This window comes from Seinonella peptonophila (assembly GCF_900129355.1).
In the GTDB taxonomy this organism is placed as follows: Bacteria; Bacillota; Bacilli; order Thermoactinomycetales; family Thermoactinomycetaceae; genus Seinonella; species Seinonella peptonophila.
This window is the reverse complement of record NZ_FQVL01000005.1, coordinates 15,270-35,946: the sequence shown is the minus strand read 5'-3', so window position 1 is coordinate 35,946 and position 20,677 is coordinate 15,270. Positions and strand designations below refer to the sequence as shown.

The 20,677-nt window shown below is 39.8% G+C and carries 23 protein-coding genes; 15 read left to right on the top strand and 8 right to left on the bottom strand.

Annotated elements, in window-relative coordinates:
- Position 1 precedes the first annotated feature (1 nt).
- Positions 2-688 (bottom strand): HAD family hydrolase, encoded by a 687-nt coding sequence (locus BUB71_RS09755; protein WP_073154663.1) that lies wholly within the window; start codon positions 686-688, stop codon positions 2-4.
- A gap of 88 nt (positions 689-776) precedes the next feature.
- Here BUB71_RS09755 and BUB71_RS09750 point away from each other — a divergent pair, with 88 nt between their 5' ends.
- The gene (locus BUB71_RS09750; protein WP_073154662.1) at positions 777-1,322 is read left to right on the top strand and encodes an NADPH-dependent FMN reductase; all 546 of its coding nucleotides are present in this window, start codon (positions 777-779) and stop codon (positions 1,320-1,322) included.
- A gap of 28 nt (positions 1,323-1,350) precedes the next feature.
- On the opposite strand, the gene BUB71_RS09745 is transcribed toward BUB71_RS09750, so the two are convergent.
- The 3 genes from BUB71_RS09745 to BUB71_RS09735 form a co-directional block, all read right to left on the bottom strand.
- Complete coding sequence (locus tag BUB71_RS09745; RefSeq protein WP_073154661.1) at positions 1,351-2,172, bottom strand: squalene/phytoene synthase family protein; 822 nt, start codon at positions 2,170-2,172, stop codon at positions 1,351-1,353.
- A 144-nt stretch (positions 2,173-2,316) separates the two neighbouring features.
- Positions 2,317-3,231: an alpha/beta hydrolase gene (locus BUB71_RS09740; protein WP_073154660.1), complete on the bottom strand. Its 915-nt coding sequence runs from the start codon at positions 3,229-3,231 to the stop codon at positions 2,317-2,319.
- Positions 3,232-3,278: 47 nt separating this feature from the next.
- Positions 3,279-4,319 (bottom strand): oxidoreductase, encoded by a 1,041-nt coding sequence (locus BUB71_RS09735; RefSeq protein WP_073154659.1) that lies wholly within the window; start codon positions 4,317-4,319, stop codon positions 3,279-3,281.
- Positions 4,320-4,440: 121 nt separating this feature from the next.
- Between BUB71_RS09735 and BUB71_RS09730 the strand changes: the two genes are divergently transcribed.
- The 5 genes from BUB71_RS09730 to purU all read left to right on the top strand — a co-directional run bounded on the left by BUB71_RS09730 (position 4,441) and on the right by purU (position 7,648).
- Complete coding sequence (locus BUB71_RS09730) at positions 4,441-5,142, top strand: 7-carboxy-7-deazaguanine synthase QueE (RefSeq protein ID WP_245815565.1); 702 nt, start codon at positions 4,441-4,443, stop codon at positions 5,140-5,142.
- 19 nt (positions 5,143-5,161) lie between these two features.
- Complete coding sequence (gene queC / locus BUB71_RS09725) at positions 5,162-5,857, top strand: 7-cyano-7-deazaguanine synthase QueC (protein WP_073154658.1); 696 nt, start codon at positions 5,162-5,164, stop codon at positions 5,855-5,857.
- Positions 5,850-6,236 carry a 6-pyruvoyl trahydropterin synthase family protein gene (locus tag BUB71_RS09720; protein ID WP_073154657.1) on the top strand — a complete coding sequence of 129 codons (387 nt, stop codon included), beginning with the start codon at positions 5,850-5,852 and terminating at the stop codon, positions 6,234-6,236. The genes queC and BUB71_RS09720 overlap by 8 nt, the downstream gene beginning before the upstream one ends.
- 1 nt (position 6,237) lies before the next feature.
- Positions 6,238-6,720 carry a preQ(1) synthase gene (gene queF / locus BUB71_RS09715; protein WP_217653546.1) on the top strand — a complete coding sequence of 161 codons (483 nt, stop codon included), beginning with the start codon at positions 6,238-6,240 and terminating at the stop codon, positions 6,718-6,720.
- A gap of 64 nt (positions 6,721-6,784) precedes the next feature.
- Positions 6,785-7,648 (top strand): formyltetrahydrofolate deformylase, encoded by an 864-nt coding sequence (purU, locus tag BUB71_RS09710; protein WP_073154655.1) that lies wholly within the window; start codon positions 6,785-6,787, stop codon positions 7,646-7,648.
- A gap of 136 nt (positions 7,649-7,784) precedes the next feature.
- On the opposite strand, the gene BUB71_RS09705 is transcribed toward purU, so the two are convergent.
- Positions 7,785-8,408, bottom strand: coding sequence for a nitroreductase family protein (locus BUB71_RS09705; RefSeq protein ID WP_073154654.1), 624 nt, complete (start codon positions 8,406-8,408; stop codon positions 7,785-7,787).
- Between the two features lie 96 nt (positions 8,409-8,504).
- On the opposite strand from BUB71_RS09705, the gene BUB71_RS09700 reads away from it, so the two are divergent.
- Complete coding sequence (locus tag BUB71_RS09700; protein WP_073154653.1) at positions 8,505-11,171, top strand: phosphoenolpyruvate synthase; 2,667 nt, start codon at positions 8,505-8,507, stop codon at positions 11,169-11,171.
- 45 nt (positions 11,172-11,216) lie between these two features.
- Here the strand turns inward: BUB71_RS09700 and BUB71_RS09695 are convergent, their stop codons facing one another.
- From BUB71_RS09695 to BUB71_RS09685, 3 genes are all read right to left on the bottom strand, one after another.
- The gene (locus tag BUB71_RS09695) at positions 11,217-11,630 is read right to left on the bottom strand and encodes a cupin domain-containing protein (RefSeq protein ID WP_073154652.1); all 414 of its coding nucleotides are present in this window, start codon (positions 11,628-11,630) and stop codon (positions 11,217-11,219) included.
- A 238-nt stretch (positions 11,631-11,868) separates the two neighbouring features.
- The gene (locus BUB71_RS09690) at positions 11,869-12,084 is read right to left on the bottom strand and encodes a hypothetical protein (protein WP_073154651.1); all 216 of its coding nucleotides are present in this window, start codon (positions 12,082-12,084) and stop codon (positions 11,869-11,871) included.
- 472 nt (positions 12,085-12,556) lie between these two features.
- Positions 12,557-13,480: a S66 peptidase family protein gene (locus BUB71_RS09685; protein ID WP_073154650.1), complete on the bottom strand. Its 924-nt coding sequence runs from the start codon at positions 13,478-13,480 to the stop codon at positions 12,557-12,559.
- Between the two features lie 125 nt (positions 13,481-13,605).
- Here BUB71_RS09685 and BUB71_RS09680 point away from each other — a divergent pair, with 125 nt between their 5' ends.
- The 8 genes from BUB71_RS09680 to BUB71_RS19555 all read left to right on the top strand — a co-directional run bounded on the left by BUB71_RS09680 (position 13,606) and on the right by BUB71_RS19555 (position 20,677).
- Positions 13,606-13,851, top strand: coding sequence for a hypothetical protein (locus BUB71_RS09680; RefSeq protein ID WP_073154649.1), 246 nt, complete (start codon positions 13,606-13,608; stop codon positions 13,849-13,851).
- Entirely contained in the window at positions 13,845-14,207 is a 363-nt protein-coding gene (locus BUB71_RS09675) for a DUF2085 domain-containing protein (protein WP_245815564.1), read from the top strand. The genes BUB71_RS09680 and BUB71_RS09675 overlap by 7 nt, the downstream gene beginning before the upstream one ends.
- Positions 14,208-14,238: 31 nt before the next feature.
- On the top strand, positions 14,239-15,441 hold the full coding sequence (locus BUB71_RS09670) for a hypothetical protein (protein WP_073154648.1): 1,203 nt from the start codon (positions 14,239-14,241) through the stop codon (positions 15,439-15,441).
- 255 nt (positions 15,442-15,696) lie between these two features.
- Positions 15,697-16,086 (top strand): DUF3221 domain-containing protein, encoded by a 390-nt coding sequence (locus tag BUB71_RS09665; protein ID WP_073154647.1) that lies wholly within the window; start codon positions 15,697-15,699, stop codon positions 16,084-16,086.
- A 113-nt stretch (positions 16,087-16,199) separates the two neighbouring features.
- Complete coding sequence (locus BUB71_RS09660) at positions 16,200-16,988, top strand: potassium channel family protein (protein ID WP_073154646.1); 789 nt, start codon at positions 16,200-16,202, stop codon at positions 16,986-16,988.
- Between the two features lie 195 nt (positions 16,989-17,183).
- Entirely contained in the window at positions 17,184-18,815 is a 1,632-nt protein-coding gene (locus BUB71_RS09655; protein WP_073154645.1) for a peptide ABC transporter substrate-binding protein, read from the top strand.
- A 20-nt stretch (positions 18,816-18,835) separates the two neighbouring features.
- Entirely contained in the window at positions 18,836-19,768 is a 933-nt protein-coding gene (locus BUB71_RS19560) for an ABC transporter permease (RefSeq protein WP_175552332.1), read from the top strand.
- Positions 19,769-20,677 carry an ABC transporter permease gene (locus tag BUB71_RS19555; protein WP_073154644.1) on the top strand — a complete coding sequence of 303 codons (909 nt, stop codon included), beginning with the start codon at positions 19,769-19,771 and terminating at the stop codon, positions 20,675-20,677.

The window sequence follows — 20,677 nt, the reverse complement described above, 5'->3', positions numbered from 1 at the left end:
ATTACCTTTTTTCATTGATCCATTTAATTGCTTTGCTAGCAGAGAATTGGGACATGCCTTGCTCAAATAATAAATCGGCTTGCCCAAATAGGGGATGAAGCGGTGGCTCAGATAGATAAGGGATGGCAATTGCATACATCTTAGCTCGTTTGGCAGCCTCTACTCCATATTGAGAGTCTTCCAATACTACACATCGCTCAGGATTGATGGATAAATCATTAGCAGCTTTTAAAAATACATCAGGTGCTGGTTTTCCAGCGGCTACTTCTTCAGCAGATACAACGACTGAAAAATACGGTTGAAGCTCTGTGATTTTTAAGATCTCTTCAATAATCGATCGAGATGAACCAGAAGCAATAGCGAGTGGGATGTTGCTATTTTTTAATTGTTGTAGGAATGTACGCATTTCGGGATAGACATCCATATTTCGGTATGCTAAGTATAAATAGCGTTTGATTTTCTCTGCAACAAGTGATTCAAGTGAAGCATCTAGATGATATTTTTCTTTTAGTGCCTCCATAATCGACTCTGTACTTTTACCAATATAAGGTTTTTTCATCTCCATCGTAAATCCATCAATACCATATGCTTGTAGCAATTCCTTTTCCGCGAGGTAATGAACAGGTTCACTATCAATTAGTGTTCCGTCTAAGTCAAAAATCACGGCTTCGATATGCTCATTAGTCAAGGGTTAACGCGTCCTCTCTATCACAATGTTTCTAAATAATCGTTTCGGGTATAGTAATAATTGAATATAAGGTTAAGGAGTGTTAGCATTGAAAATTGTCGCATTAGTAGGAAGTAATCGTAGTGATTCTTATAATAAAAAGTTAGCTTTATTTATGAAAGAACGATATCAAGCGAAATTGTCGATTGAACTAGTGCCGATTGATCAGTTACCCATCTATAACCAAGATGATGAACTCAATCCTCCTGATATCGTCAAGCTGGTCAAAGCTCAGATTGCAGATAGTGATGGGGTACTGATGCTCACTCCTGAATATAATCATTCGATTTCGGCTGTATTGAAAAATGCTTTAGATTGGTGTTCGCGTGTTGAGCAAGTATTGGTTAACAAGCCAACTATGGTAGCGGGTGCATCAATGGGCTTACATGGAACAGTCCGTGCGCAAATGCATTTGCGAGATATCTTAAACTCTCCTGGTGTGTCAGCCCTTGTACTTCCTGGCAATGAGATTTTTGTGGGAGTGGTACACGAAAAAATAGATGAAGCGGGACAATTAATTGATCAACCGACTATCGAATTTATAGATCAAGTGGTAGATCGCTTTATAAAGTGGATTCATACTGTAAAAAAATAATTGTATCAGAGAGCCCTGTGGGCTCTTATTATTTCCCAGTGACAGCTTTTACAATCGCCTTTACTGCGTTGCGGGTTAACTTTCTCTTGCCCGCTTCCATGATATCTAATGTTCCATGCGCAAGTGCAACAGGAATTTTACAAAAGTCATAGATTGCTTTATTTGATATTTGCGTCATGTAACGATCTGCCATCTCTAGATTTTGACGTGCATAGGAAAACATGTCAGCCTTTTCCCAGCCATCAGGAAAAAAATCAACACCTCGTTTGAGATCTTCATCTCGATTGCGGATGATGTTTACAGCCTGTAAACCGCGTCCGAAAGCGATTGCAAGCTCCTGATCTGCATCTGTTTGATCATACCAGTGCCAAATTTCATTTAATAGTTCACCCACTAAGCCCGCTACATAGTAAGTATAATTATCTAAATCATCCTTTGTACGAATGGTCCAATTACGTTGTACCCAAACTGCCATTCCTTTTGCCATGACCGCAGTAGCATGGAAAATATTTTGCGCGATAGGAGATGGACTTAACTTTGCCCAATCATTGATTCGAAGTGTCACTTCTGGTAATAACGAGTGGTAGTCTCGAAAGAGGTAGTTCCAATCACTTGCCATGAATGGCCGTACGAGGATCGAACTGATTTTTTCCAAGAGCGATGTTTTATGAGATGCCGGAAGAGATGGATCATCTTCAATTTCGTCAATTGCTCGCATACAGAGGTAAGCAGATGCCACCGCCTCTTTTAAACCATTTGGTAATCGATCAATCGGGATAAAAAAGGTACGACTTGTTGCTGCTAATGTTTTCATTGCGTCATTGTACAATGGGGAATTAGCTTCGATCATATTTATCTATAGCCTCCAGTTATCTAAGCTTGGTTGCTTTCCAAGAATAAAAAATCTCAACCAAGGCCTCTTAATATTAATTGTACCCTGTAAAGGAGGATTGAAGCAAACAAAAACGACCAGATCATCTGGTCGTTTCATGGTTCACTTGAGATATTGTGTAAAAAATGATGTCACACGTTTTATATATTCTTGGGGCTGGGCAGGAAAAGACCCTACATGTTCAGTACCTGCTGTCAGCCACACTGTCATACTTGATTGATTATGATACACATGTGATAGTTTTTTAGTTTCAGTAACAGGTATTGAGGGGTCTTTCGAAGTATGGATCAGTAAAATTGGCATTTTTTTAAGTTTTTTCATCGCTTCAATCGGTCTATTTTGGCTAGGATTGACACCGCTCCATTCTCCTAAGCGAAGTATAATGGGGGTGAAAAAATTAGGTAGACCACTCCAAACAGGTAGATTCTCCTCTAGATAGGGCCGTAAATCGGAGAATGCCGAATCGGAGACAAGTGCTTGAATATCATGGCGTTCGGAAGCAGTAACGATTGCTGTAGCTGCACCCATTGAAAAACCATATAACCCGATGTTTTGGTAACCCTTATGTTTTGCAAATTGAATCGCAGCATGCAGATCGAGTTTTTCCTCAACACCTACAGTTGTCAAGGTTCCTCCGGCTTCACCAGAATTTCGAAAATCAAAAAGTAGTGTAGCAAAGCCTTGCTCATAAAGTGCTTTAGCCATAGGTAAGGTCGCATCGATTGATGATCGATTGTCGCCATAGCCATGTGCCATGATCACGATCTTTTTGCCAGGATGTTTACCAGGTATTAACCAACCCTTTAAAGCAACCCCATCTTTGCTTTGAAAGGTAACATTTTGATAAGGAAGATGAAAACTTTCAGGTCGATGCTCGATTGGCTTTCGTTCAGGATGTAGTAAGTTATATAGTACATAACTAGAGATAGAAATCATGAAAACACAAAGTAAGATCAAAATGATCAAAGGATAGCGGTAGATTGCGGGTAGATTGGGAATAGAGGTTGCCAATTTCATCGGTTTTCTTGTCACCTCATCTTCAATAGTCGATATGGCACAGCCATCTATACAATCGGTATAACCTGACCTTGGAGATGACTTTTGGTCGCCAGTTCAATCATCTGAATCACATTGCGACCTTCATTTGCAGTTACGGGTACAGGTTGACCTTCAAGGATCGCTTCAGCAATCTCTTGATAATAGCGTAGATAATTACCTTGGACGAGCGGTACTTTGCTTGTGCTTTCGATGCCAGCAATTTCATGTGTAAGCTGTGCAAAAGATCGTGGCTTTCGATATCCAAAGTTTGGATTGGTAAGGGACATACCTTTGTTCAGCTGTTCTTCTTGTGGATCAAGACCATAGCTTGTCCAACTTCCTTGATCACCATGAATTTGTATTCTTGGCCCTGGATTACGGACTAAACTACTTGAATGAAGAACTACGCGCATCCGATCGTAACGGAGAACCATATGAAAATAATCGGTTGTTTGCGCATCGGTTCGTTGATTGCTTAAATCAGCCCAGATTGAACGAGGAAATCCAAATAGAACCAATGCTTGATCGATCAAATGTGCTCCTAAATCATAGAGAATACCCGATCCAGGTAAGTCTTCTTCGCGCCAACGCTGGCTAACAAGTGGACGAAAACGGTCAAAATGGGCTTCATAATGGGAAAGTTCGCCTAGGATACCCGCTCGTAATGTTTGTTGTAATGTTAAAAAGTCGTTATCATATCGTCGGTTCTGATAAACACTTAGTAAGACATTCTGTGCCTGAGCTGTTTCAATTAATTGATCAGCTTCCTCAACCGTATTTGTAAACGGTTTTTCTACTACTACATGTTTTCTGGCTTTGATTGCAGCATGTGCATATGGGAAATGTGTGGTGTTGGGTGTGGTGATCACAATAAGGTCAAGATCTGTTTGTTCAATTAAATCTTCAAAGGAAGAGAGTACCTGAACATTAGGATAGTCATGTTTTACCTGTTCTACTCGTGATGTTACAATAGCCTTTAACTGAAAAGGCTCAAGATGCTCCAGAAATGGGGCATGAAAGACACGGCCAGACAGTCCATATCCGACAACGCCTACACGTATGCTCATGGTACACACTAACTCCTTTTTATCTTGAAGATTTGATACACTTCCTATGATAACAGAACATTTATACCATCGTGAATCTACTTGCTTTGGTATAATACGTGTAAACAACGGAGGTGAGAACGTGTCAAGAGATATAAGTAAAGAATTGCCAATGGTTGAAATCTTTCAGACAGTAGAAGGGGAAGGTCTGCGAGCTGGCTTTCCGACTACATTTATTCGTTTATTTCATTGCAACCTCCGCTGTACATGGTGTGATACTACTTATAGTTATGCGCCAGCTAAACCAGTATTTACAGCCACAATTGCTGAAATTGTGAACAAAGTAAAGAAATTGCCTAATCCATCCATTTGCTTAACGGGTGGTGAGCCTTTGATTCATGGCGAACATTCTTTACATTTAATACAAGAACTCGTTTTACTTCCTTTTATTAAAGATATTCATATTGAAACAAATGGGGCGATTGATTTAAAACCATATCATCAGTGGCGTTTGAGTGACAAAAATGGACAGAAGGTTCGCTTTATTCTCGATTACAAGCTGCCAGCAAGTGGTGAACAGCATCGTATGATTGAAGACAACTTTTCTCAGCTAACAGATACTGATGAAGTTAAGTTTGTGATTCAAGATGAACATGATTTTCAAGTGGCAAGGAAGATTTTGCAGCAAAAAGTAATACGAGGAACACCATTATTTAGTCCTGTTTGGGAAATTTGTGATCCAAAACAACTCGTTACATGGATACAAGAGAATCATCTTCGAAATGTAAAATTAAATCTTCAATTACATAAATATATTTGGGACCCAGAGGCACGGGGCGTGTAGAATGAATGGAGGATTAGGGATGAAAGCAGTAGTGATTTTAAGTGGTGGTCTTGATAGTACGACATGTATGGGAATTGCACAAAAGGATGGATATCAGTTATATCCGCTTACTTTTGACTATGGACAACGCCATCGAATTGAGCTTGAAGCTGCGGCTGCTGTAGCTGCGCATTATCATGTGAGTGACCAACACCAAATTGCTTCACTCGACTGGCTAGGTGTATTAGGGGGAAGTGCATTAACGGATCAAACGATGGATGTACCTTCGGCAGGTGAGGAAAAGGGCATTCCTTCGACTTATGTTCCTGCTCGCAACTTGATCTTTATTTCCTTAGCTACAGCTTATGCGGAAGTGGTTGGAGCTACGGCTATTTATTTAGGTGTGAGCGCCGTTGACTTTAGTGGTTATCCAGACTGTCGTCCGGCTTTTATTGAGGCAGTAAACCAAACACTTGCATTAGCAACTGAGGTAGGGGTAAACGACCAGAAGGAAAGTATTCAAGTTGTTACTCCATTGATTCATTTATCTAAAAAAGAGACCATTCGACAAGGTATAGAATTAGAAGTACCCTACCATCTCACAACCTCTTGTTATCGAGGTGAAGCAAAAGCGTGTGGCAAATGTGATAGTTGTCATCTTCGTTTAAAAGGATTTGCTGAAAATGGTGTTCGCGATCCAATCCCTTATCATGATTCGGTGAGCGTTAATGTCTAAACAATATCAACTTGTCAAAACGTTTTCGATCAGTTGTGCGCATTACATCCCAGGTGCTGATAAATGTGGACAACTGCATGGTCATAATTATCAGGTTACTTTTTGTATTGAAGGTAAAGAATTAGATCAGTCAGATATGTTAATCGATTTTCGTGAAATAAAACATGCCTTAGTGAAACGATACGATCATCAACTGTTAAATCATTTTCCCGAGTTTGATCGGGAACAAGGAGGCGTTTTTCCGACTGCAGAACGGATTGCAGAAGTGTGCTTTCAGCGCATTGCACAACTTTGCAGTCAGAAAGAGAATCAACCTCGTTTGCGTTGGGTTGAGATACGTGAAACCGCAGAAGCTTATGCGAGATATGGAGAGATATAACATGGAACAATCAATCAAAGGACTGACTAAGTTAGGTCAAGATACGGAATATTCCTTTCAATATGACCCAAGTGTCTTAGAAGCCTTTCCCAATCAACATCCTGATCTAGATTACTTCGTCAAATTTAATTGTCCTGAATTTACCAGTCTTTGTCCAATGACGGGGCAACCTGACTTTGCTACTCTATATATCAGTTATGTTCCAAATCTGCGATTAGTTGAGAGTAAGTCGCTCAAGCTTTATTTATTTCGCTTTCGTAATCATGGTGATTTTCATGAGAATTGCGTTGTAACTATCATGAAAGATTTACAGCAATTACTAGAGCCAAAATATATTGAAGTCTTGGGGAAATTTTTACCTCGGGGTGGTATTAGTATCGATCCATATGTGAACTATGGTATGGAAGGGACAAAATGGGCCGATATGGCAGCTTATCGGTTGCATAGACATGATTTAAACCCAGAGAATATTGATAATCGCTAAATGTAGATTTGAAACGGAAGGTTGGATCGAACAGATCATATGAAACATCATAAAGGAGGCTTTCATGAAGCAGACAGATATCGGAAGGATGCGGATTTCTTGTCCGGATCAGCCTGGAATCGTGGCGAAAGTGTCACGTTTTCTTTATGAAGAAGGAGCCAATATCATTCATTCAGACCAGCATACAGAAATTGAAAAGAAGCGCTTTTTTATGCGTGTTGAATTTCAACTCCCATCACTCGCACAACGTCTGGATCAAGTAAGAAGTAAATTTGAACCACTAGCAACTGAGCAGCAGATGGATTGGCAGATTGCCTTAGCTGCGCATCGTCAACGATTGGCCATTTTTGTTTCTCGTGAGGATCATTGCCTGCGTGAACTTCTTTGGAGATGGCAAATTGGGGAATTAGATGCAGATATTCGAATGGTGGTTAGCAATCATCCAATTTGGCAGGAAACAGTTGAGCAATTAGGGATTCCCTACTATCATCTCCCAGTAAACAAAGAGAATCGTGATCAAGTGACAGAGCAACATTTGCAGTTATTGGCTGAGAATCAGATTGAAACAGTCGTCTTAGCACGGTATATGCAAATCTTACCACCTGCATTTGTACAAGCATATCAACAACAGATTATTAATATCCATCATTCTTTTCTACCAGCTTTTATAGGTGCAAATCCTTATCACCAAGCATATGATCGTGGTGTGAAGCTGATTGGTGCAACAGCTCATTATGTAACTGAAGAATTAGATCAAGGGCCGATCATTGAACAAGATGTATATCGGGTAAATCATCGTCATGATGCGGAGGAACTAAAACGCTTAGGGCGCGATTTGGAGAGAATCGTTCTTGCACGCGCTGTCCAATGGCATTTAAGCGATCAGGTAATTGTAGAGGGAAATAAGACGATCGTCTTCCCTGGATAGTAAATAGTATGATAGCATCGTATCAAAATATGATTTTAGACTTCCTTAATCATTGATTCAATTTGAATAGATAGGGAATAATATGAAGAAGGCGTCAGGCTGGATCAGACAATCACAGCTTGACGCTTTTTTAGACTTATCGATCAAATGCTCCATATACTATTTTTTCGCTAATTGGAATTCGATGTCTAGGATGTGAAGTAGTTATAGCTTTACCAATAGAAATAATCATAACAGGAAGAAAGCGTGGAGGTATACGAAGTTGTTCGATCAATAGCTTACGGTTAAAGCCGCCCATTGGGCAGGTATCATAGCCATGATCTTTGGCAACTAACATGAGTTGCATCGCAAATAGGGAAGCATTGGCAATTGCTTCATCTCGTGCTGTTTTCTGATCTTGATAAGCAGTTTCTATATTATTTTTTAACTTTTGATAAGCATCTGCTGGCAATTGTCCTGCTTCAACCATCGGCTGATAAACCAAGTCTGCATTACGATTCGCTTCTAAATCACCTAGTATAATAAAGAGAGCTGAGCAATCTAAAACTTGCTGTTGATGATTGATCGCTTCAAACAACTGCTCTTTTTGTTGAAGGTCTTGTACTAAAATCGTTTTCCAATGTTGGAGATTCCATGCAGTTGGTGCTGTTGCTGCTAATTCGATCATGGATTCCAATTCTTTTTGATCGATATTTATATCCGGCTGATATTGACGGATACTGTGTCGTGCATGTAATACTTGTTCAAATTGGTTAGCCATTGTTTTCCTCCATTTCTAAAGCATAAGGATATATGTAGTATATTTTCATGATAAAATCCATTCAAATGTAGATCAATGGGCGATGAGGTGACAAAGATGGGTCGGTACATTCGAGATTTTACAGAACTGGGCAATGAAGATGTGGAGATTGTTGGAGGAAAAGGAGCAAATCTAGGTGAGATGACACGAGCGGGATTCCCCATTCCCTCTGGTTTTTGTTTGACGACAGAAGCTTATCGACTATTTAGCAATCAAAGCCCAAACCTGCTCCATTGGTTAGAACAGCTAGATCAGCTAAAGCCAGAAGAGCAAGCAGAAATTGAACAATGGGGCAAGAAAATTCGCACCCATTTACGGCAATTAACGTTACAAACTGAGCTGATAGCAGAGATTCGAGCCGCCTTTAACCGACTCGGTCAAGATCAATTTTATGCAGTACGGTCAAGTGCGACAGCGGAAGATTTACCTACAGCATCATTTGCAGGACAACAAGATACTTATTTAAATGTCCGCGGAGAAAGAGCGTTGATCGAAGCGATTCAAAACTGTTTTATTTCCCTTTTTACAGATCGAGCCATTACTTATCGCAGTAAACAACATTTTTCCCATCAATCTGTTTCATTATCCGTAGTTGTCCAGGAGATGGTCTTACCCGAAGTGTCAGGGATCTTATTTACCGCTGATCCAGTGAGTGGCGATCGAGAAGTCGTATCGATTGATGCGAGCTATGGTTTAGGTGAAGCATTAGTATCCGGTTGGGTATCACCTGATCTGTACCAAATTCGTAGGGGACAAGTGATAAAAGAACAAATTGCTGAGAAGAAGATCGCCATACTACCATTAGAAAGCGGAGGAACGGAACGGATCGAACTGCCGAAAAGAAAACAGAAAGCTCCAGCTCTTCACAAAGATGAAATTCTCTCTTTGGCTACGCTAGGGAAACAGATTGAGCAGCATTATGGTCAGCCTCAAGATATAGAGTGGGCGATTGCCAAAGGAAAAATCTATATTCTGCAAGCACGTCCGATTACTTCCCTCTATCCGCTACCAAAGCCGACCCCTGCTGATTTACACCTTTATTTTTCCTTTGGTCACTTACAAATGATGACTGAAGCATTAAAACCATTAGCTTTATCGCTCTTTCGTACCTGTTTTCCCTTTGGCAAGAGACATGTATTTGAAGAAAGTCAGCTTATGGTTGAAGCTGGCAGTAGACTCTTTGTTGACTTAACAACGTTGCTGAAAACATCTGTGGGGAAGCGGGTTGTGCCACGAGTTCTTAGACAAGTGATCGATTCACAATTGCAAAATGCGGTAGAACAGTTTATAGCAAAAGAAGAGTTTCAAGCGCATGCTTCTAAGAAAGCAAATGAAATGTTCACTACGATGCTATGGGTATTTTGGTATCCGCTTCGGCGTGGCTTGACTAACTTTCTCTTTGGAAAACCTGAGCGCTTTCATCAGAAAATAGAAAAAGTCTTAGCAAAGCTCGATTCGGAAACTGCGCAAGTGATCGAACAAACAGAAGGCAGCGAGCAACTTCGAATGGTACAGATTCAAAGTGGAAAAATGTTATTAAATATTATTAAAAATGCAGTCGCTTTTGTGATTCCAGGTCTCATGGCGATGTTTGTTTTAAAGAATCTGCTTCGAAAATGGTTGGATCGAGAAGATTCTATTTCTATTTTAAATAAATCCTTAGAAGGAAATGTGACAAGTGAGATGGGACTCGCATTGGGCGATGTAGCTGAGAAGGCACGTTCTCATCATCAACTCATCCAATATTTGCAGCAAGCACATGATCAACCCAACTTTTTAGAGCAACTTGATTCGATTGAAGGAAGTGCTGACTTTAAACAGGCATTTGCATCCTTTCTCAATCAATATGGAGTTCGATGTCCTGGTGAGATTGACATTAGCCGCCCTCGCTGGCAAGAGGAACCTGGACAGTTGTTTTCTTCTATTCTTAGCCACTTAAAAAGAGAACCAGGTGAACATCGTAAACAATTTGATCTTGGAAAGCAAACAGCTATTGCCGAAACCGAGTATCTATTACAAGAGGTGAGAAAGCAACGCGGTGGTTGGTGGAAACGGTGGGTTCTGCAACGGCTCATTCGTCTTTTCCGTTATGGAATGGCTTTGCGTGAACACCATAAGTACTATATGATGCGCATTTTTTCTACTTTTAGACGGTCGATTCTCGATACAGCTCAACAGCTTGTCGATCAAGGACTGCTCAAGGAGGTAACAGATGTGTACTACCTTCGCCTTGATGAATTGGTCAAGTTAAGAGCTGGGGCTGATGAAACCGAATATTTCCGCTTGATCGAACAGCGCAAAGATAAGTTTCGTCAAGATATTAAAAGAAAGGCACCTAGAACTTTTACAAGTCGGGGTGAAGTGATTACTGGACAGCTTCAGAATCAGCGAGACTTGGCAGATGGAGTATGGGTTGGGAACCCTGTTTCCAGTGGCGTAGTTGAAGGTATTGCCCGAGTTGTGTTAACGCCAAATCAAGCCGAGTTAGAGAAAGAGGAAATATTAGTTGCACCTTTTACTGATCCCGGTTGGACGCCGCTCTTTCTATCAGCAAAAGGTTTAGTGCTAGAAGTAGGGGGAATGATGACACATGGAGCTGTCGTTGCAAGAGAGTATGGAATTCCAGCAGTAGTCGGTGTAGAAAATGCAACAGAAACGATTCAAACAGGTGATAGGATTCGCGTAGATGGAACACAGGGCATTGTGGAACGCATAGAGAAATAAAATGGCAGCCCGCTTACAGGCTGCCTGTTATATGATCTGAATGATTTACTTTCTTGTAAAGGTGGCGACTTGACCTGCTGGAATCTCTTGGAAGTCAGGCATGCTTGCTAGTTCTTTCTCAGAGCCGCCAGGATTATAGATTGCTAGTAACCGAAGTGGTTCCCAGCCCGTATTAAATGTAGAGTGATAGACACCCTTAGGAATATGTATGACATCGCCAGCCTGAATTTGAAAAGATGCTTCATCATTTACCATCTGCTCACCTTCACCGGAGAGGACATAGAGAATTTCTTCTGACTCTGGGTGATTATGGCGTTCATGTCCTTGTTCTGGAAGTAAGATGACTTCACCAAAGGTCATGTTCGCTCCTTTAATCTGATCCGGTGTGACTAGCCACTTGATAACGCCCCAAGAAAAAGAATGTGTTGAAACATCATTTGGTTGAATGGCTTTTCTCATACAAGTCCACTCTCCTTTACTCAGATAAATTCAATCATTTTGTGATTACAAATAGATTGATATAAAATGATTAGTATAATTATTTTACCAAAGGAGAATAAAAATATTAACCACCTATTTAGGGTTATCAGTTATTTAGCGAGAAGCGAATCGAAGACTATAATTAGAAAAAAGCCCTATGTAGAGCTTTCGCTTCTACAATGGGCGACTTCAGTAACTATGTTAGACATAAGCTCGATTATGATTCAGCGGGTTGTCGAAATAGAATCTCTTTCACTGAATACTGATCCTTATGCTGCTTTAATTGGGCAATCTCTTCTTTTACAGTGGTTACATCTTCTTTAACCTCTACTACTTGTTCGACTAGTCGATTTTCCATCCGGTCAATTTTAGCATTTAAATTTTGCATTGCTTCTAAAAGTGTAGCTAGGGTGATGTCTTGTTCTTTACGCATTGGACTCACCTTCCCTTACAGTTTTGTATCTATGTAACAGAGGTATCATCTACCTCTAACATTCGGTTTCGTTTATCTACTATTATAGCAATGAGATAACCAAAAGAAAAGAAAAATATCTAAATATTACCATTATTTAAACGACAAATTAACAAAATGAATTTTAATCGTGTTGTATAATTTAAATAGTAATGATTCTTTTTTATAAAGCTGTCTGTATGATATGTTTCACTAGGATGTGCACAGAAAGTTGTATTTGAATACATTTTTATTTTGAAGAAGGTTGAAAGGTAGCTTCTGATGATGGGTCGAAACAAAACACCCATTCGCAACGTTCATTATATGGATAATAATCACTCTGATTTATAAAAAATGCCCTGTATCATCTTGAACGGTGAGATCGAGCCATGAGAAAAAGAAGATCCAGTAAATTTGGATAGGTTGTTCGTTCTTGAAAAAATATGTTCTTTTATTAATGAGGATAAACCGATGGTTCAATCATTTGTACGCTACCGTTCGAAGCATCGATTATAGCACGGCAGCCTAGTGGAATGGGTAAATTCGGCAGGCGGTGTCCAATGGGCAGTCCATAAAATGCAGGAACAGATATAGAGGATAATCGATCCAATAGCACTTGTTCTAAAGAAAAAGAAGGATGATTGATGGGTGGATTACATTTGTGACATGAAGTAAAGATGATTCCTGCTGCTTGCTGAAGTTTATTTGCCAGTAAGAGTTGTGTCAGCATACGATCAATACAATATGGAGCCTCGTCTACATCTTCCAGTAACAGAATTGAGCCAGTTGTTTCGATCTCAAAAGGTGTCCCTAATGTAGAACAGATTAAACTTAAATTCCCCCCAATCAGTTTCCCTTCTGCACAGCCAGGTGTTAGACATAGAAAATGATCAATTGATTGATAACAGGGAAGCGGGTTATGACCTTGTAATATTCGGAAAAGCTCCAAAAAGCTCGATTCACTTTCTTTTTTCCTTGTCTCACTGACCATCGGTCCATGAAAAGTGACCATGCCTGTTCTTTGGTGGATCGCTATGTGGAGCGCTGTAATATCGCTATAACCAACAAATGGTTTGGGGTGTTGGGCGATGATTTGATAGTTGATATGCTCAAGTAAGCGCATGGTGCCATATCCACCGCGCAGGCAAAAAATTGCATCAATATCATCGCGTAAAAACATCTCTTCCAAGTCGCTAGCACGCAATTCATCATCTCCAGAAAGATATCCATATTGCGCTGAAACACTTTTTCCTAATTGAATGGAAAAACCATATTGTAAAAAACGTTCTAGTGCAATATCCCTTTTAATAGGGGAAACAGGGCTGGCTGGGGCAATAATCCCAAGCACAGCATCAGATGGGAGTGTGGGTACCATCATGGTGAAGTCACTCCTTTCACTATAGAATATTCAGCTCCTTTATGAACTTTCGCTTTTCAATTCTTGATAGGATTATTAAAATAGTAAATAGAAACAGGAATAATGCTATTTTATGGAGGATCATTATGTTTTTTCTATTAGTCACAGCAAATTTAACGTTGTATGTTTCATCTGCTCAACTCCTATTTAACAATAGCTGGGTAGCTGGGCTCTCGACATTAGTCGGTGGAGTTTCATTATCTCTCTTTTCAAAACTAGGCTATAGTAAGCTAAAAAAGAAAGGAAAGATTGGTAAAAAGGTATGTGATGGGCTCGATTGTTTTGATAACTGTGATTGTGTTGATTGTGATTGTGGTGGATGTGATTGTTAGGCTCATGGGCGTTGACTTATCTCAAACGAATGATTGATATTGTGCCATGTCATCGTCGCCCTGATCGCTGTTTTCATGTGAATGGTAAGCCTTTGCCCATTTGTGCAAGGTGTATGAGTATGTTACTGGGATTTTTCTTTGTTCCCGTTTTATTCATATTACCATTTGTAATTCCATGGTGGATTGGCGTTGGGGCGCAAGTTCCGATGCTAATCGATGGTTTTACACAAAAGTTTGGTTGGAGAGAAAGCACAAATGGATTACGTCTTTTTACTGGACTGATTAGCGGTTTTGGCTTATCCGTTTTTGTCGTCTTCTATTCAACTTGGCTTGTTCATTTGTTTGCAATGAAATAGAAGATGATGCACATAAGGTAGGGATACATCAATGATGTCGTATCAGCAATTGGTGAAAACGTTTCGATTATTTGAGATAACTTATCCATACCATGTGGCGTATATGTTCAAAGGAATTGTGGGTCGCTTATATTCGAATCGACAGGAAGTTCTTGATTGGTCAAAAAAATATTTTCGTCCTCATTATCAATCAGTTGAACTTCCTCAATCGGTTCGCCCTCATTTTTCTGTCGCTACATGGATAGAGCATGAGCTTTTTATACAAATGAATCATTACTTGCAGGAATATCTACCACAACAGTTAGATCAATCGTTTGAAGAAGATATTGAATTTGTAAATGGTTCCGATGGTTCCATTTTATATGATAGAAAAAAGATGCTTTTCTTAATCTGTGATCAAAATTTCCAACAGATATTCTTAGTTGCCTCTCCAAAATCCCAAGGCTTTATCTATGAACCGGCGCGAATGGTTCGAGAGTTGATGACTCGTTATATGGAACGGAAAGGTTTCTTTCTGCTGCATGCGGCAGCCGTTGAAAAGGATGGAAAAGCCATTTTATTATGCGGAGATAAGGGTGCAGGAAAGACCACGATGATGCTTGGGCTGCTAGCTGCTGGGTATAACTTGATCAGTAATGATAAAGTTTACGTTGGGATCGAAAATCGAAAAGTAAAGATTTACACTTGGCCAGGCCCTGTTGGTATTACCATGCAAACGGTCTTTCATTATACTGCTCTGCAACAATTGATCGATCGATCAGAACAGTTGATGTTCCCTCAATTCCGTTGGGATCATGATATCTATGCTTTGGGTGACATCGGCTTAGATGATAATGAAATACACAAAATTGATTTAAGTGTTGGTGAGACAGCACAAGCTTTTCGACGGAACTTTGTTAGAGAAGCGGAGCTAGGTCTGATCATGATTTTAGATGATCTTCCTCTGACGGAAAATTTCCAACCTGTACTGCAAAAGGAGAAAGCGATGGAATGGCTTGGAAACCATTTTCTTTTTGCAAAAAATGATTCCAACTATCCTCCTAGTGACCCTTCTTATCCTTATTGGTATGGGCTAAATAACCAATCAAAGAAGTGGATACAACTTTATCAAATGACATTAAAGATCATCGTTCATTTGAGTAAGATATATCGGATGAGTAAGACTCGTGTTGAACCGTTGGAATGGAAAGTTCACTCCTTGTTACAGTTTATTAAGCAAATGTATGATCAGTAGTTGTACTGAGGAATGAGCATTGTGTAGAAAAATTTCGCTCTGAATGATGGTTGATCATTTTGATGAATCCTCATCCTTGGATGATGCCATTGCCCACAATATGGCTGTAAGAGGAGATTGAGCGGGTATTCTTTCAGCAATATTGTCGAAACAAAGGGGGATATTTGTTCGTAAACTGAAATTCGAGTTGACAATCTTATATTTGATTGGTAATATTTAGAATACGAATAGATGCAAAGGAGACCGAAGTGTAACATGTTTATAAAGAAAAAAATCATCCTATTTCAACTTTGTGCGTGCTTACTCCTTTTTAGTTTAACTGCTTGTACGAGTACCGCTGATCAAGTACAGCCTCCTGTTGAACAATCGAACATTCGTGGAACCGTTACCAAGATTGAAGGGGATCGCATTTTTGTTGAAGAAGATCCAAATGAACAGACAGTGAGCGCGAAGGCTGATATCGAATTAGGTTCAGATACCAAGTATTACATAAAACAGAAAGCTGGCTATCAAGAAGGGAAAAAGACTGATATCAATCAAGGGAAAACAGTAGATGTATGGTTTACGGGAATCACAAAAGACTCTTTTCCGCTCGAAGCAAAAGCAAGTCATGTGGTCGTCGATTTAACAAGTGAAAATAAATAAAAGTGATAAGCCCATGCAGATACATGGGTTTTTTCATGTATTTTTTTCCAATTAAACAACCCGATTCTATGATTTATAATGGTTTGAAACATGCGAGATAGGAAGAAAAAGATATGAATGGAAAATTGTTGAAACAACTAACTCAACGACGACTGGTCTTATTTTATGAAATTTTTGTTATCTTTCTTGTCCTAAGCTATAGTATTTTACTTATCCAAAATTCCTCTGGTGCAATTCCTGATATTTTGACCCCTCAAGAGATGTTATGGCTAGATTGGGGCTTAATTTTCTTATTTGGGTTGGAATATCTAGTTCGTTACATCTATGCAGCGGAGAAGCGTAAGTTTGTAATGAAAAACTGGTTTGAACTCATTGCGATGCTTCCCCTCGATTCTCATTTTCGTTTTTTCCGCATTTTACGGTTTATTCAGTTAGTACGGATGTCGAAGATTTTAAGTGCCTTTTTTCGCCGCAAAGAACTTCGTTATTCTTTTGTGATTGTTAGTTTGGTTGTATTATGGGGAGCTACAGGTGTGTATTTGATTGAGGCTCCTATGAGCAAGAATATTCATTCATTTCTAGATGCTATTTGGTGGGCAATTGTAACGACTACTACTGTTGGCTATGGTGATATCTCCCCAGTCACACTCGGTGGACGTATGATTGCTGTCGTACTCATGTTTACGGGGATTGGCTTAATTGGGTCTGTGACAGCAAGTATTGCAACACATTTCATGGAGTACCTCAAAATCCCTCAGGAGATTACTGGTGAAGATCGAGTTCGTCGGGATCTTATCGAGCTGATTGAGAAAAAATTGGAAGAAATAGAAGAGCTGAGCGATGAGGAATATAAAACGTTACTGGCAATGATTGAGACAATGCGACATCAAAAGGTAGACTAACTCTCTGTCTGCGTACATAGTAGCTGTCACTTATGATGTCTTTCTTTTTGAAAACTGAATCGATCTAGGTATAGTTGTTTTCCAAATTTTGTAATATAATATTATATTAGTAACAGTATAGGTTACAGCCCTGTATCGCTATATTTATCATAATATTATAAATATTATATTCCCTTGTAGGAGGATTTTGAATCGATGAACAAAAAACGTTTGTTATCCGTTCTTGCTTTTGTACTGATTTGTGCGTTGTTGCTGGCATCATGCGGGTTTGAAGGGAATGCGATCAAACCCGCAGGAGGAGATAATCGTACCTTTGTATTAGCCGAAAGTGCTGAGCCTCCGAATCTGGATGTCTCGAAGTCGACTGATGAAGTTTCATCACGCATTCTGAATAATACGATGGAAGGGCTACTGCGTCAAGATCGCAATGGTCGACCTCAACCTGCTATTGCAGCCCAGCTTCCCCAAGTAAGTAAAGATAAACGAACCTATACATTTACACTTCGCAATGCGAGATGGAGTGATGGCAAGCCGGTTCGAGCACAAGATTTTGTATTTTCCTGGCTACGTACTTTAAATGCCAAGACCAAGTCAGAATACGCATTTATTCTATTCCCAATTCAAAACGCTGAGGAGTATAACGCAGGGAAAGTTTCCGCTAGTCAGGTGGGCGTAAAAGCATTAGATGATTCACATCTTCAAGTAAAACTTAAATTTCCGACACCTTATTTTATGGAATTATGTAGCTTTACGACATTCATGCCACAACGGGAAGATATTGTGAATCAGTATGGATCAGAGTATGCATTAGAGGCAAACCGATTAATCTTTAATGGTCCCTTTACATTAAGCAATTGGGAACATGAAGCAAGCTTTACCTTAAAGAAAAACTCTTTTTATTGGGATCAGAGGAAGGTAAGATTGGATCGTGTTGAAGGCAAGATTATAAAAGATGTTGCCTCAACGGTAAATCTATATAGTGCAAATCGACTTGACTTTACTGAGATCAACCCCGAATTTGCCGCTATATTTGAAGGGAAATCAGATCGAACAGTGATTAAGGAAATGGCGAGTTGGTATATCGAGATGAATCAGACAAAGGCTTTTTTTAAAAATCTAAATATTCGCAAATCGATCAATTATGGCATTGATAAGCGGTCGTTAACCAAACGAGTATTAAAAAATGATTCAGTTCCTGCTGGGGGATTGATGCCTACCCATATGAAAGGAGATGAGAAACATAAATTTCGGGAGCTGTCTCCTGATACAGTCCTATATGATCCAGCAAAAGCAAAACAGCTTTATGCAGCAGGTCTAAAAGAACTTGGTTTAAAAAGACAACCAGATCGATTAGAGATTGTAGGGGACGATGCGGATTCTTCAAAGAAACAGATGGAATATATCAAAGAACAGTTGCGAAAAAACCTAGGTTTACAGGTTGAAGTAACTGCTATTCCATTTAAGCAGCGTTTACAGCGTGGAAAAAGACAACAATTTGATTTACTTATTTCTGGTTGGAATGCTGATTATAACGATCCAATGACCTTTAGCGATTTATTTTTGAGCGGAGGTAGCTATAACAGAGGAAAGTGGAGTAATCCTACGTATGACCAATTGGTACGTAAGTCGATGACCAATCCAAATGATCAGGAACGATTAGCTGACTTGATGAAAGCAGAGAAGATTTTGATTCAAGATGCGGCGATTGTCCCTTTATACTACCGGTCTCGGCTAGGGATTAAGAAGCCTTTTGTAAAAGGAATTTATTGGATATCAACGGGTTCTTCTTATGTGTTAAAGGAGACCTATCTTGATTGGAAAAAGTAGTGAAGAAAGGGTGATGACTCTTGACATTCTATATATTACGACGACTGATACTGATGATGGTTACACTGCTGCTGATTATTACAGCAACTTTTTTCTTGGTACACAGCTTGCCAGGAACCCCGTTAAAAAATGAAGAGAAGTTGCCTCCTGAGATACGTGACCAGATCTTACATGAGTATGGACTGGATCAACCCCTTTATGTTCAATACTTCCGCTTTATGGGAGGATTGTTCAAAGCCGATTTAGGTAAGTCTTTGATGTATGATGGTCGGGATATTAGTCAAATGTTAAAAGAGCGTTTTTTTGCTTCAGCATTTATCGGATTTCAGGGAATTTTAATCGGATTGATAATCGGAGGTGGACTGGGGATTTTATCTGCCCTTTATCAAGGAAGATGGATTGATAATTTCGCTACTTCTACTTCTGTATTAGGCGTTTCCATCCCTAGTTTTGTATTAGCAGGTTTACTTTCCTTTTGGGTAGGGGTGAAATGGGGAATTTTACCCCCGGCGCTTTGGGGGAGTTATGCGCATACGATTATGCCCTCTCTCTCGCTTTCCGTTGCAGTGATTGCACAGTTTTCCAGATATGTTCGCACAGAATTGGTTGAGGTTTTAAATCAAGATTATATCAAGACGGCAAGAGCAAAAGGTCTGTCAAAAGCGGCAGTGATATGGAGACATGGTCTGCGTAACGCATTGATTCCTGCTGTAACGGTCTTAGGTCCTTTAACGGTGAATATTTTGACAGGGTCGCTTGTGGTAGAAAAAATCTTTGGTGTTCCTGGTATGGGTGCGTTGTTTGTGGACTCGATTATCAATAACGATTATACAGCAGTATTAGGAACGACAATCTTTTATAGCTTGTTGATTATGATCTCTGTCTTGCTCATCGATATTTTATACGGCTGGATTGATCCGCGGATTCGTGTTGCGGGTAGGAGGGGTGAGTAGATGGAAAAAGAATCGTTTCAACCGATTCAACGTAATTTTCTCTCTTATCAAAGATTGGAGCGTAAACAAGTTGGATTTTGGCAGGATGCTTGGTATCGCTTTCGTTCAAATAAGGGAGCACTCCTTGGGGCTATTTTTATTATCTGTATTATGTTTTTTGCTTTTTTTGGTTCTTCATTTAGCCAGTATGATTATTATTCGCAAAACTTGCTAGAGGTTGATCAAGGAGATTCAGCACAACATTATTTTGGAACAGATAGTCTAGGGCGTGACCTTTGGGCTCGTACATGGTATGGAGCAAAAATTTCTCTATTAATCGCTTTCTTAGCAGTTGCTCTTGATGTTTTAATTGGCGTTACATTTGGGGGGATTTCAGGTTACTTTGGGGGTCGCGTAGACGATACTATGCAGAGAGTTATCGAAATACTCTATTCAATTCCGAATTTGATTGTGATTATTCTGATGTTAATGTGGCTGGAGCCAGGGATAATCCCGATCGCAGTCGCACTATCGATTACGGGCTGGGTACCAATGGCAAGAATTGTGCGGGCTCAAGTCTTAAAGTTAAAGTCACAAGAATTTGTGTTGGCGGCACGATCATTAGGAGCGAGTCATCGACGTATTTTCATTCGTCATTTGCTTCCAAATACAGTTGGCCCAATTATTATTTCCGTTAGTTTTTCCATTCCAAGTGCGATATTTTTTGAAGCCTTTTTAAGTTTTATTGGCTTAGGGCTTCGGCCCCCACAAGCGAGCCTAGGCGTATTAGTAAATGAGGGGTATCGATATTTGCAGCTTTATCCTCATCAGCTCTTGTGGCCTGCTTTGTTGATTAGTTTGATTATGCTTGGATTTAACTTAATGGGCGATGGTTTGCGAGATGCGCTTGATCCTAAAATGAAACGATAG